This window comes from Fischerella sp. PCC 9605 (genome assembly GCF_000517105.1).
In the GTDB taxonomy this organism is placed as follows: domain Bacteria; phylum Cyanobacteriota; class Cyanobacteriia; order Cyanobacteriales; family Nostocaceae; genus PCC9605.
In genome coordinates this window covers 958,223-970,611 of record NZ_KI912148.1, presented here as the reverse complement: position 1 = coordinate 970,611, position 12,389 = coordinate 958,223, and the positions used below count along the sequence as shown (strand labels likewise).

At 41.5% G+C, this 12,389-nt stretch carries 12 protein-coding genes and 1 pseudogene; 4 read left to right on the top strand and 9 right to left on the bottom strand.

Going from position 1 to position 12,389, the window contains the following annotated elements; all coding sequences use genetic code 11:
- The first annotated feature begins 310 nt into the window (after positions 1 to 310).
- Together FIS9605_RS39750 and FIS9605_RS0106665 are read left to right on the top strand one after the other, a co-directional pair.
- Positions 311 to 2,209, top strand: coding sequence for a sensor domain-containing diguanylate cyclase (locus tag FIS9605_RS39750; protein ID WP_051469944.1), 1,899 nt, complete (start codon positions 311 to 313; stop codon positions 2,207 to 2,209).
- 309 nt (positions 2,210 to 2,518) lie between these two features.
- Complete coding sequence (locus FIS9605_RS0106665; RefSeq protein ID WP_051469943.1) at positions 2,519 to 3,667, top strand: substrate-binding domain-containing protein; 1,149 nt, start codon at positions 2,519 to 2,521, stop codon at positions 3,665 to 3,667.
- An 85-nt stretch (positions 3,668 to 3,752) separates the two neighbouring features.
- On the opposite strand, the gene FIS9605_RS0106660 is transcribed toward FIS9605_RS0106665, so the two are convergent.
- On the bottom strand, positions 3,753 to 4,322 hold the full coding sequence (locus FIS9605_RS0106660; protein ID WP_026731894.1) for a DUF2808 domain-containing protein: 570 nt from the start codon (positions 4,320 to 4,322) through the stop codon (positions 3,753 to 3,755).
- A 284-nt stretch (positions 4,323 to 4,606) separates the two neighbouring features.
- Between FIS9605_RS0106660 and FIS9605_RS0106655 the strand changes: the two genes are divergently transcribed.
- A complete protein-coding gene (locus FIS9605_RS0106655) occupies positions 4,607 to 5,092 on the top strand; it encodes a DUF4149 domain-containing protein (RefSeq protein ID WP_026731893.1) in 486 nt (161 codons plus the stop codon).
- Between the two features lie 39 nt (positions 5,093 to 5,131).
- Here FIS9605_RS0106655 and FIS9605_RS0106650 read toward each other — a convergent pair whose 3' ends face one another.
- From FIS9605_RS0106650 to FIS9605_RS0106640, 3 genes are all read right to left on the bottom strand, one after another.
- Positions 5,132 to 5,419 carry a TMEM165/GDT1 family protein gene (locus FIS9605_RS0106650; protein ID WP_026731892.1) on the bottom strand — a complete coding sequence of 96 codons (288 nt, stop codon included), beginning with the start codon at positions 5,417 to 5,419 and terminating at the stop codon, positions 5,132 to 5,134.
- A 77-nt stretch (positions 5,420 to 5,496) separates the two neighbouring features.
- Positions 5,497 to 5,928 (bottom strand): TMEM165/GDT1 family protein, encoded by a 432-nt coding sequence (locus FIS9605_RS0106645; RefSeq protein ID WP_026731891.1) that lies wholly within the window; start codon positions 5,926 to 5,928, stop codon positions 5,497 to 5,499.
- Positions 5,929 to 6,145: 217 nt separating this feature from the next.
- The gene (locus FIS9605_RS0106640; RefSeq protein ID WP_026731890.1) at positions 6,146 to 6,508 is read right to left on the bottom strand and encodes a YkgJ family cysteine cluster protein; all 363 of its coding nucleotides are present in this window, start codon (positions 6,506 to 6,508) and stop codon (positions 6,146 to 6,148) included.
- 256 nt (positions 6,509 to 6,764) lie between these two features.
- On the opposite strand from FIS9605_RS0106640, the gene psb30 reads away from it, so the two are divergent.
- A complete protein-coding gene (psb30, locus tag FIS9605_RS0106635) occupies positions 6,765 to 6,887 on the top strand; it encodes a photosystem II reaction center protein Ycf12/Psb30 (RefSeq protein WP_016873729.1) in 123 nt (40 codons plus the stop codon).
- A gap of 126 nt (positions 6,888 to 7,013) precedes the next feature.
- Here the strand turns inward: psb30 and FIS9605_RS0106630 are convergent, their stop codons facing one another.
- From FIS9605_RS0106630 to FIS9605_RS0106610, 5 genes and pseudogenes are all read right to left on the bottom strand, one after another.
- Positions 7,014 to 9,122, bottom strand: a complete 2,109-nt coding sequence (locus FIS9605_RS0106630) for a single-stranded-DNA-specific exonuclease RecJ (RefSeq protein WP_026731889.1) — start codon at positions 9,120 to 9,122, stop codon at positions 7,014 to 7,016.
- 279 nt (positions 9,123 to 9,401) lie between these two features.
- Positions 9,402 to 9,827 (bottom strand): hypothetical protein, encoded by a 426-nt coding sequence (locus FIS9605_RS0106625; protein WP_026731888.1) that lies wholly within the window; start codon positions 9,825 to 9,827, stop codon positions 9,402 to 9,404.
- Between the two features lie 115 nt (positions 9,828 to 9,942).
- A pseudogene (locus FIS9605_RS36420) lies at positions 9,943 to 10,415 on the bottom strand (cytochrome).
- Positions 10,416 to 10,532: 117 nt separating this feature from the next.
- The gene (locus FIS9605_RS0106615; protein ID WP_026731887.1) at positions 10,533 to 11,141 is read right to left on the bottom strand and encodes a hypothetical protein; all 609 of its coding nucleotides are present in this window, start codon (positions 11,139 to 11,141) and stop codon (positions 10,533 to 10,535) included.
- 205 nt (positions 11,142 to 11,346) lie between these two features.
- Positions 11,347 to 12,228, bottom strand: a complete 882-nt coding sequence (locus FIS9605_RS0106610) for a 4-hydroxybenzoate solanesyltransferase (protein WP_026731886.1) — start codon at positions 12,226 to 12,228, stop codon at positions 11,347 to 11,349.
- Between the last annotated feature and the right edge of the window lie 161 nt (positions 12,229 to 12,389).

Here is a 12,389-nt window from a genome sequence, read left to right as displayed (position 1 = left end):
AAATACTATTCCTAAATGTCTAATAATATTAACTGAGTTAAATGATTTTTGCTCGAAATATAATATTTTTTACATAAATAATTTCAAGCAACTTGAAACTGTTTGTATCAACTATGCTGCTCTAACCACAATAGCGGTGAATGACAATCTCAAGTTTTCTGGGAAATAACTGACGCAAAGTTAAAAAAAATCCTGAAATCTAAGTGGCAAACAAGAATTAATAGATTACACACTCCTATTAAATTGAAAAACTTGTCAATTTAAATAAATCAGGTAGTAAACAAATTATAATAGCAACCTTTTAATTACGATGAAAGCCTTGAGTGCTGTATTGCCCTTCTATGAGCACCGATTGTATCAAATATTGGATGTTCTACCTTTCGGAGTAGCAGTTATCGAAAATGATGGTAGTTATTCTTACATTAATAAAACTGGAGAAGAATTACTCGGTATATGCTTAGTACCCAATTTACCGAGTGAACATATCCCCGTAGCTTATAAAATTTACCGTGCTGGCACTAACCAATTATACCCAAGCGAACAGCTACCGACCGTACAGGCTTTGGCTGGGGAAGTAGCAAACGCAGACGATTTGGAAATTTATCGAGAAGGAAAAGCGATCGCTCTAGAGATGAGGGTTATTCCTGTATTTGATGACACCGGTGAAGTAGCTTATGCGATCGCGACATTTCAAGATATTACAGAACGTAAACAAGCAGAAGCAGACTTGCAGGCGTCAGATGCGAGACTCCAAGTCATGTTGGAGAATACAACCGATATTACCGAGATTAAACGCGCCGAAGAAGCCCTGCAACAAAGTGAAGCTTACCTACGTACAGTAGTTAATAATTTTCCATTGATTCTCTGGGCAATGGATAAGAATGGTGTCTTTACGCTATCAGAAGGCAAGGGACTGGAAGGGTTAGGATTGAAACCAGGGGAAGCAGTGGGTCAATCAGTGTTCGAGATGTACGGTAATTTACCAGAGGTGACAGCAGCATTCCGCGATTCACTGACTACGGGTGTTCCTTACCACGTTACTGCTACAACTAACGGTTGCACTCTAGAAGGAATAGGCAACGCCTTCTACGATGAGCAAGGCAAGATCCAAGGGATGACAGGTGTTTCAATGGACATCACTGCTCGCAAACGGGTAGAAGAGGCCCTGCGGGAGAGTGAAGGACAGTTTCGCAGGTTAGCTGAAAATATACCAGGCATGATTTATCGGTATATCCTACATCCTGACGGTAGCGATGAATTTACTTATTTAAGTCCGAGGTGTCGGGAGATTTACGAATTAGAACCAGAAGTGATGATGCAGGATTCTCAAAACCTCTGGTCATTAGTGCATCCAGATGATGCCTCAACCATACAAGCCATGCTTTTAGCAGCATTACAAAAACCAGAATCGATTAATATAGAACATCGCATCATCACCTCTTCTGGTCGTGTGAAATGGATTCAAGTGATTGCTCAAGCAGAACAGCAATCAAACGGTGATAGTATTTGGGATGGGGTGGTAATCGACATTACAGAACGCAAACAAGCTGAACAACTCTTGGCTGGCTATAACCGTATACTAGAGCAACAAGTCCGTGAAAGAACAATAGCCTTAGAACAAGAAATCTGGGAACGCAAACGAGCGGAAGACGCTGCCAAAGCGGCAGAAATAGCTCTGCGAAAAGCGAACTTGGAATTAGAACGCCTAGCTACTTTAGATGGCTTAACTCAAGTTGCCAATCGTCGCCGCTTTGATGAGTATCTATCCCAAGAATGGCGACGGATGGCACGAGAGCAACAGTTTTTATCCCTAATTTTGTGTGATGTAGATTATTTCAAAAGCTACAATGACCACTATGGACATCAAGCAGGTGATATTTGTTTAAAAAACATAGCAGCAGCTATGCGTCACACGCTTAAGCGTCCAGCAGATTTGGTAGCTCGTTATGGGGGTGAAGAATTTGCGATCGTTTTGCCCTCTACTGCAATTCAAGGAGCTGTGTCTGTAGCGCAAGCGATCCAAAAAACAATCCAACAAATGAAGTTACCACATGCCCAATCTCTAGTAAGTAACGTTGTGACTTTGAGTGTAGGAGTCTCAAGTTTAATCCCCACTCACGATTTACAACCAGAGAAGCTTATTACTGCGGCGGATGCAGCACTTTATCAGGCAAAGAAACAAGGACGCGATCGCATTGTTTGTATTTAGTCCGAAATTGAAGCAAATTTTCGTGAAGTACTAGAATACAACCAATAAAGTTGTTTTCCGATCGGAACTTGCATTCTGAAACTGCTGCTTTATTAAGTTCTAAGGTTAAAACAAGATTATTAAGTAATTAAATTTAATAATTATTTAATTTTATCCCTATTTTGTCACTTACCTTTAGAGAACATATACAAAGAAGGATTTTTTAACAAGGTATAGCCTTAGGCTTCAACCAAACAATAAATCCTATAAACCCTGATGCTTCAAGGTTTTGTTTTTTATCTCATCAGAGTAATATCAGAGGGATGAGGTATGATGAACAGTGCATCTAAAAATGTTTGCCATAATTGTGGAACCCTCAACCCCCGAACTAACAACAAGTGTAGCTACTGCGGTCACAGATTGCGGCGACGCGGCGGCATTTTCCCTGTAGTTTGGGTGAAGTTTGCGTGGGTTACATTGGTGGTTTTTGGTGGAGCCTATTTTATTTTTAAGCCCGAACCAAAAGCAGTATCTTCCAATAATCAAAATACATCTAGCAACACTCCTTTTCCTTCACCCACTCATGTTAAAGGTGTGACTGCAACTACCTACCACGCCATAGCCGATGTGCCTAACGTGCCAGAAGGAACATTTAACTACGGTGGATCTACAACCTTTGCTCCGTTGCGGAATATAGCTGTGCTTGTGGATATCCAACTAGCTCATCCTAAATTTCAGTTGCGCTATACCGAACCACAAACAGGAAAGCCTGGATCTGGTAAGGGTGTTGAAATGCTACTTGAAGGTCAGCTAAGTTTTTCCCTGTCTTCACGCCCTTTAAAAAACGAGGAGTTTGAAAAAGCACAACAGCGAAATTTTAAACTTGAACAAGTGCCTGTTGCTATTGATGGAATTGCCTTGTATGTCCATCCTGAATTGATTGCTCAGGGTTTGAAAGGTATCACCTTAGAGCAGGCGCGGCATATATTCACCGGAAAAATTAGGAACTGGAAGGAAGTAGGCGGCCCCAATGTCGCGATCGCTCCTTTCAGCCGTAACCTTAAGGATGGCGGTACGGTAGATTTCTTTTATGAACACGTTTTAGCAAAACAATCATTTGCTGCGTCTATAAACGAGGTACGAGACACTACTGATTCTATCCGTAAAGTTGCTAGTACTCCTGGTGGTATTGGTTATGCAACAGCATCAGAAGTAATCAGTCAACACAAAATTCATGTTCTCCCTTTAGCTAAGGAAGCTAATTCGGTTTTTGTGTCTCCTTGTGCTAGTCTCATCTGCACAGCCACCAATGAAACTGCTTTTGCAGATGGCTCTTACCCTATAACCAGACGGCTGTTTGTAGTCATCAAACGAGATGGTAGACTTGACGAACAGGCGGGTGTTGCCTATGCAAATATGCTGTTGAGCGATGAGGGACAAAAATTTGTAGAACAGGCTGGGTTTGTGCCAATCCGCTAATTCCAAATAAAAAAATATCCAATCACTTGTAGACAAGGAGGACAAGGGGTTGGATAATTTATTTTTTAGCGATAGTTATAACAAATTAACGCCAGAAAAATGAGTCTATACTGGGGCTGTAAAATTGCAGTCGCCCATAACCGAGAAATTGCCCGTGAACTTTTTTGCCCACCGGAAAAGCTTTGACTCCAAACAGATAAACACCGCTAACTATCGGGTTCTGCTTGGGTTCGAGAGCAACTGTGATAATTCTACCTGGTGATACTGGCGGGTCAAACGTCAGCGATACTGTTTTAGTTTTGCGATCGCTACTCACATCTTTTAATTTCAGCTTTTGCCCTTTATCCTTACGCGTCCCTTCAAAAGCAACCGTATCTTCTAGGTCAAACCGAATATAGTCTACTCCTTCATGCTGGTTAATTGTTAGTTTTTGTAGCGGTTCTCCAGCATTCTCAGGTAATCCAATCGTGAAGTAGTACGTCGCACCCCATACACCAGTACCATTATAGGTAGTCACTACTTCCCCTAGGCTTGGGGGTTGAATAAAATATACTGTGCCATCGCGCAATTGCACTGCTTGACTCTTAAGGGCAGCATTGCCTTCAATTGCTGTTAATAATGCCAGTGCTGTGCTGAATAAAACTGCAAAGCGCATTGCTTTATCCATTGGGGGCGAGCGCAGACTGTAAACCTGCTTTAGGCTTTGATGTCTATCACTTATTTTTGATATGTTTTATTTTATCAGGTAAAAGTAACTTATCTTTTTATCAATTATACTTTCGCAAGTATTCTTAATAATCAAAGGTGATATGCGATCGCAAACTACTAGGCATATATACGTTTTGATCTGAAAATGTAAAAGATAATTGAAATTTGTTGTCAAAACAATTCGTTAAGTTAGAAACTAAAAATATAGATACAAGCAATCATTGATTCACCATGAATACTGTTTCTAGCTTCGGATTCAAGCGTCCGATATGGCAATCAATTGTCATGCTGACTTTGGGCTTCTGGCTCAGTGCAAGTCTGTTTTTAGACTGGGTAATTATGCCTAGCCTATATGTTTCTGGCATGATGACACAAGCCAGTTTTGCAACAGCAGGCTATGTCATTTTCTGGAATTTCAATCGCATAGAATTATTGGCTGCTGGCTTGGTATTAACTGGCGTTTTAGCTTTAAATAAAACCCAATCAAATTGGCGTGTAAGTAGCCTTGTTTTAGCCGTGCTACTGCTAGCTATATCGCTAGTTGATACATATTTTTTAACCCCGCAAATGTCTGCCATTGGACTGCAACTAAACCTATTTCAGGCAGCAGCGGATATTCCAGCAAACATGAATGTATTACACGGTGGTTACTGGCTTCTAGAAGCAGTCAAACTGGTGGCAGGAGGTACGCTACTAACTTGGTACTGGCGGCAGTAAAATTCTTAAAAGACGCGCTTTGGGCGCGTCTTTTGATTATTAATCTTCTGGTGTCTGATTTTGAAACCACAGCAGACGTACAGCCAACACAGCAAATCCCACCGCAGCGATCGCTTTTAACAACCGCGTAGGCAATAATTCTGCCACCGCTCCCCCAGCTAATGCACCTAACAAGCTAGTTAACAGCAATGCACCAGCCGTACCAAAGAACACAGCACGGGGAGACTGGCAACGGCCTGAAAGTGCGATCGCAGCTAACTGGCTTTTATCGCCTAATTCAGATAAAAAAACGGTGATAAAGCTCAATCCTAAAAGATGCCAATTCATAAATTAGTCCTTTGTCACTTGTCCTTTGTCATTTGTCACTTGTTATTTACTAATGACTAATGACTAATGACCAATGACTAATGACTAATGACTACATCGCAAAACAGCATCAGAGAAATCAGCAGTAGCATCACTCCTGCGGCTTTCTCTACAATCTTTGGAGAAAGGCGGCTAGCTATCCAACGACCTAAAAGCACACCTAACAAGCTGGTGGTTATTAGTGCGGCAGCAGACCCTATAAACACCACCCACGGTGAATGTGATTCCGCACTCATCAATAGAGTAGAGAACTGTGTCTTATCACCGATTTCTGCAAGAAAAATGGTTAAGAAGGTAGTGAAGAAAACAGCTATATTTGACTGCTTCTGAGGACAATCGCCAACCATCGACGACGATAATGGCTCAAATTTGGCTATACTTGTGTTGCAGTCAGTAGTGCTTGTTACTTCCAGATGGCATTCAGATTCAGATATACTAGCGGTGCTCACAGGTGCAGAATCTAGTTTCACGGGCAGTAGTTTTATCTAGAGGTTTTTCATATTTCTCTCATTTTCTCAGATTGTCGTTACAAATTGCAAGTCTAGTATTTAAGAATCGGTCAGTGGGGGAGTGGGAGATGGGGTGATGGGGTGATGGGGGGAGTAGTAAACCACTAACCACTAACCACTAACCACCAACCAACAACCAACCAACAACAACCAACCAACAACCACCAACAACTAGCCACTAGCCCTTGGCTAAATATCCAACGGCTTTATTAAAGCGCAACATTTCTAGACTGCGATCGCCATAAACGCCTTCTATTTGCTCTTGGCAGCACTCAATGGCAAAGTCGTTTAACTCTTCTGGAGTAATGCCATACATATCTTCAAACACTTCTGGTTCTACCCGGCAGAAACGCGGACGATTAGGATAAATGCGGCATTCACGCCTATTTTTGTCAAAATTGATACACCATCCTTCTTCACCAACCATGCTCAGGTAAAGTTCCAGTTCTTCGGGTGACAAATAATCATGCAAATCTGGACGGTATGCTGGGTCAAGATGACAGCAAGCTCCACATTGCTTTACACATTGCCAAGTTGCCATTTTCAAACTTCTTTTGGTTAGTTGTTGGTAGTTAGTAGTTAGTGGTTAGTGGTTAGTGGTTAGTGGTTAGTGGTTTACTACTCCCCCACTCTCCCACTCCTCCACTTCCCCACTCTCAATTCCCCATCTTAGTTTTTTATGTTGTTTCTTATCATTTTGTTAAGTAAATTAAATTTAGCAGGCGATCGCCGGATATGATCAATTCCGAGTTTGACAATTAGAGTAACAGATTGTTTTAAGTTTACAGGGAGGGAAAATGTTTGAAGCTTTAACAAGCATCAATTGGGAAGTAATTTTCCAGCTATTGTTTGTAGCGCTGATCATGTTAGCTGGCCCAGCGGTAATTTTTGTACTAGCTTTTCGTGGCGGCGATCTCTAAATATTAAATCCAGTATTTAATCTTTTTTGCTCTGGCCCGCAGAAGCGGGCTTTGTTTTTATTTGTTGGTTGTTGGTTGTTGGTGGTTGTTTGTTACAAACAACAAACAACACACAACTAACAACGATTACTTACTTGATTCTAAGGCTTTTAGGGCTGCTTGAATAATAGAGTCATACTGGGGTTGAAAAATATCAACTTCTTTTGCATCTTCACGGTTAATACCAAGTAAACCAATGCCCTGTCCTTGCTGAACGGCTAAAACTTTGCCTTCAGGATTCTTAATTCTTAATTCAGGTGAAGAACCATTGTGATAGATGCCACAGGTATAAAGACGTTGGTTATACTCAAACGAGGCTTTTAGCGGAGTAGCGCAAGAGACAAAAAGCTGATGTGACTGATTTGGGAGCCTGACGCCAACTAATTCTAACTCGATGGTGGTGTTGCCATTAAAATAATTTTCTCGCAGTTTGTAGGCAATATCTATTCGCGTTGGTAGAGGAAAGTAATCACGCCACCGCCAAGCGATCGCTTTAATTTTAAATTGGCGATCGTTGATTGTTTCGGCACAAGTCAGTTTAATATGACCTTTGCCAACTGTTTGTTGTTCAATGACTTGGACATTAGGAGTCCAAAAAACCGGATCGGGGTTATCGATACCGCAGGGTTCTAAGGCGTTGAGTTGTTGATAGAGTTCTTGGTTAATTTGATTGAGGTTTGCTTGAGCGTCAATTTTTAGCAGCGGCTTCAGGTGTTGGATTTCAAGACATTGGTTGGCGAATTCCACCAGCCGCGATCGCAAGGCTGCTAAATTTTCGGCAGGTAGAGAAAATCCACCGGCGGCTTTGTGTCCGCCGAATTTACCCAGCAAGTTTTGGCAATATTCCAAAGCAGCAAATACGTGAAACTCTGGTATTCCTCGCGCTGAACCACGAATTAAGTTGTCATCTTCGTAAGTGGCAATAAATACAGGAACGCCGTAGCGTTCTACTAAGCGGGAGGCGACGATACCAATAACACCGTGATGCCAGTTAGGTTGAACAACGACTAAAACCCGATCTTGGTGTAAAGACTTTGCATGCAACGTCTCTACAATTGCGATCGCCTCTTGTTCAATTTCTTCGCACATTTGCTGGCGATGCTGGTTAATTCCTTCACACTGCATCGCTCGTTCTAGCGCTATCCCCATATCATCTGTAGTTAGTAGCTCAATCACTATTTGGGGATCGCCAATCCTACCAATAGCATTAATTCGCGGCCCAAGACGAAAACCAATATCTTCAGGCTTTAACGATTTTGGTTGTTGGTTGTTGGTTGTTGGTTGTTGGTTGTTGATTAATCTTTCTCCGATCCCCGATCCCCGATCTCCTCTCGCCTGCACTCCAGACACCTGAATCAAGGCCTGTACTCCTGGTAATTTAGACTTGGGTAATTGCTGCAAACCACGTTTTACCCAACGGCGGTTTACTCCAGTCAGGGGGGCTAAGTCGGCAATTGTTCCCAATGTAAATAGTTCCAACATTGGCTTGATAATGCCACTATTAGCTTGATCTAACTGTTGTGCAAGAGAAATTGCCAAAATGTAGGCAACACCCACACCCGCAACACCGCGATAAAGTGACGATTCTGGTAGTAATTTCGGGTTAAGGATGGCATTCGCTGGAGGTAATTGTTGGGGTATGTCGTGGTGATCGGTGACAATTACCTTTACACCAAGTTCTTTAGCTCTAGCAATGGGTTCAAATGCAGAGATACCATTATCAACAGTCAGAATTAGTTTTACACCTTCACTGTGGAATTCTTCCACAATCCGTTTATTGATGCCGTAGCCTTCATGCATCCGACTGGGAATAGCGTAATTTACCTCCGCGCCCAACCAACGTAAACTACGCAACAGTAAAGCAGTGCTGGTCATTCCATCTGCATCGTAGTCGCCGCAGATGGCAATTTTTTCTTTACAGGTAATGCAAGATTGCAATAACTCCAAACTAATTGGCAGATCTGGAAACTCCTCCAAAGGTGAAGGCAAGTTCAAAGATTCGGATTCTAAGAAAGCTTGTGCTTGTTCGGGGGTTTCAATACCGCGATTAATCAGCAGTTGGTTGATCAGAGGTGATAAATTAGTCGCTTTTGTTAAATGTTGTGCTAATTCTGTTTTTTGTGAGTAAATCTGCCAGCGCTGATTAGGTAAGCGCCGACGGGTTTTGACTGCTGTAATTGGGGATTTGTCTAGCACAGTTGGAGTTAGGAGTGGGCATATGACTTATTGCTCATATACCTTATCAAACCCAAATTTTAGTACAGAAGCAACTAATTGCCTGTATAGCAACTCCTAAGTTTCATAACACTAACCCTTTGGTGGTGCAATCCTAAACAATAAATTTTCTTCGTGTCTTGGTGTCTTTGTGGTGAAAAAATAAATTTTATTGAACCACCAAGACACTAAGACACCAAGTCGAACCAAGAAAAACCAGGCAATGAAAGCTGATTTTTCACTCACCTTGAAAGGGGTGGTTCACAACACGTCAACTCGACCATCATCGAGAATATAAATCGCGCGATCGCCTGGAGTATACCAAGTCGGACGTAATTCTACTTGCAGGGTAGCAAAGTTTGGTTTAGAGACGGTTGCTTTCAGCGGCAACCCTGCTTCATTCCAAAATAAGAGAGATACATTTGGCTCTGTACCGTCTCCTTGGTTCAATTGTAGTTCTTGTCCAGGTCGGAGGGTAATTGGATTGGTAGTGGATGGTTTCTGTAAATTAACTAGATTCGGTGTTTTATTTAAGACTTTCAATTGAATGCGTTGACCTGGGGAAAATTGAATTGGGCGAGGGCCGCATTTTGAAGCACAAGTACCAGCAAGTACAGAGTTATAATCTTTATATACTGGGATAAGCAGGGCTGTTGCGATTAAGATTGCAGAGACAAACTTAGACATGGAATCAGTACTTAAACAGGTTTACTAATAGTATGTAGAATCGAATACCTTAGACTAACACCATATTTTGCAGTTTGTGTAGCTAGTGTGTATATAAAATTACTAATTTTTTTAATTAACCCAAACTACTATTTAAAATTTGTGTAGCAGTCGCGATCGCTGCTGTTACGCTCTCAACAACATGAACATTTTCTGGTGACAGTTTTTTGAAGAAAAATTTGCTTTCTTCATCCTCGGTTAGCAAAATTACTTGCTTATTTGCCTTCAAAGCTAGCGCTACTTCTGAAGCAGTTCCTGCACCCATTCCACAGGCAATTACCAAGTCAGAAGAAAGAACATTAATATTATTTCGAGCATTGCCCATATCAGTGAAAATGGCAATATCTACTGCCTCAGAAACATTCTTTTGATTCTCACTAGGTAGGATGCCGTTAAACCATTGACAGATTTTGCGCCTTTATTTGCTGCATCCATCACACCGACATTTCTACCGCCAGTGAGCAATACCCATCCTTTTTGAGCAATAAATTTTCCTAATTCGTAAGCATTTTGTACATCAGTTACTGTTGCTTTTTCTCCTGGCCCCATCACCCCAATAATGATTTTTTTCATTTTTAGTTATTTGTTGTTTGTTGTTGGTTGTTTGTTGGTAGTTATTTTGTAAAGTCACCAATCAACTACCAACTACCAACTACTAACATTTTCTTACCATTCTTCAGCCCAATAGACGATTTCCGAAGTTGAGCTATCAATTGCTACTCCATAACTATCGCCATGATTCCACTTAAATTTGGTATTTCCTCTATCATTTGCACCTAATACAAATATTTCATAGGAACTAGGAAAGGAATCTTCTTGAGAACCACTGGTATAGAAAAAAGTTGTAGGAACACCATTGGGTAAGTTAGCGTGTTCGTTTGTGTTACCACCTCTATACAGATGTTTAGCAACTTTTCTGTATTGAGTAAGTAGTCTTTTTATCTGTTGTTCTGGAAGTTTAAACTTGATCTGAAAAAAATTACTTCCTTGCAAAAAACCACGAGAAAAAGCAAGGTTTACATTAGAAGCATCAGCAGGAATGCGATCGGGAAAATGTTTGACTTGGTTTTGATTCAACCACAGTTGATAGCGAATTTCTCGGTAGCGTGAGGTATCTTTTATTATCTTTACTTGATGATTGCGATCGCTCAAACCTTGTTTGACAACGAAACCTACCCCAACAATACCGATGCTGCTAAGCGACATCAAAACAATAACAGCAATTTGTAAAAGTTGTGTAGACCCATAGTGTCTTGTTGGCAAACTTCGCTTCATTTAGTTGGGTTTTGAATTATGGTTATATACCCAACTTTTATCTAAATTCGTAGAAATTCGGAAGCGATTCTAAGTGTATTTACTCAAAATTTACAAAAAGTTTATTAAATCACAGTATAAACTCGGTTACTGATAAAAGTAAGGGGAAGGTGAAAGAAGCTTTTTATCCCCTTGTTCTATGAACCAAAGTTTGTTTGTCAAAGTACTAAAAACTGCCAATAATCATTCCAGCTAGGACTATAAAACCAATCCAAACATTTTGCCGGAACATCTCACCATAAACAGAATTAGGCAAGTCTTGTTGATTTAAACGAATAAACTGCCAAATCCAGCCACCAGTAGCAATTGCAAGACTAACCCAGAAGGCGATGTGGAGGTGAATAACCACTCCCAACCAAGCGAGAAAAAAGACGGTTCCAGCAAAGAAAATTCCGATCGCAATAGGTGCGTAATTACCAAAAAATAAGGCACTGGAGTTAACACCGATGCGGCTATCATCCTCGCGATCGCTCATGGCATAGACAGTATCAAATCCCAGTGTCCAGAGTACAGTTGCACCCCAAAGTAGCCAAGCCGGTTGGGAGAGATTTTGTGTGACTGCACTCCAGCTAATCAAAACGGCAAAACCCCAAGCAATGGAAAGCACCAACTGCGGTACGGGAAACACTCGTTTTGCCCCTGGATACAGTAAAATCACGGGGACTGCTGCTACACACAGCCAAAATGAGATTGGGTTAAGATATAAAGCGAGAACCGCAGCACATCCCAAAGCCACCATCGCGACAACGATACTGACTTTTACGGAAAGCGCACGGGAAGCGAGGGGGCGATCGCGTGTTCTTTCTACTTCTGGATCTATATCTCTATCCCATAAATCATTGACAACACAGCCAGCAGCGCTTGTGGCAAGCGTTCCCAAAATAATCACGCCAACCAATGGTAAAGGTGGCTTTCCAGCGGCTGCCAGAAACACAGCCCAAAGGGCAGGAATCATTAAAATTAGTCGTCCCTCTGGTTTATGCCACCGCAAAAGGCGGACGATCGCAAGCCACGTAGGTTCCTGGTTGTGTTCTGGCGTACTCAGCATAGGGGATAGGGGATAGGGGATAGAGGATAGGGGATAGGGGATAGGGAGAAATTTTCCCTAATTTATTTCCCAATCCTTAATCCCCAATCCCCGATCCTTAATTCACACATCTTCACATCTATAGAATAAGTTTATTTGATATTTGTAAAAGTAGATCTTAA

Bases quoted from the DNA above. Each gene is read 5' to 3' on its own strand.
- FIS9605_RS39750 (WP_051469944.1), top strand. From the start codon at position 311: ATGAAAGCCTTGAGTGCTGTATTGCCCTTCTATGAGCACCGATTGTAT.
- FIS9605_RS0106665 (WP_051469943.1), top strand. From the start codon at position 2,519: ATGATGAACAGTGCATCTAAAAATGTTTGCCATAATTGTGGAACCCTC.
- FIS9605_RS0106660 (WP_026731894.1), bottom strand. From the start codon at position 4,322: ATGCGCTTTGCAGTTTTATTCAGCACAGCACTGGCATTATTAACAGCA.
- FIS9605_RS0106655 (WP_026731893.1), top strand. From the start codon at position 4,607: ATGAATACTGTTTCTAGCTTCGGATTCAAGCGTCCGATATGGCAATCA.
- FIS9605_RS0106650 (WP_026731892.1), bottom strand. From the start codon at position 5,419: ATGAATTGGCATCTTTTAGGATTGAGCTTTATCACCGTTTTTTTATCT.
- FIS9605_RS0106640 (WP_026731890.1), bottom strand. From the start codon at position 6,508: ATGGCAACTTGGCAATGTGTAAAGCAATGTGGAGCTTGCTGTCATCTT.
- psb30 (WP_016873729.1), top strand. From the start codon at position 6,765: ATGTTTGAAGCTTTAACAAGCATCAATTGGGAAGTAATTTTCCAGCTA.
- FIS9605_RS0106625 (WP_026731888.1), bottom strand. From the start codon at position 9,827: ATGTCTAAGTTTGTCTCTGCAATCTTAATCGCAACAGCCCTGCTTATC.
- FIS9605_RS0106615 (WP_026731887.1), bottom strand. From the start codon at position 11,141: ATGAAGCGAAGTTTGCCAACAAGACACTATGGGTCTACACAACTTTTA.
- FIS9605_RS0106610 (WP_026731886.1), bottom strand. From the start codon at position 12,228: ATGCTGAGTACGCCAGAACACAACCAGGAACCTACGTGGCTTGCGATC.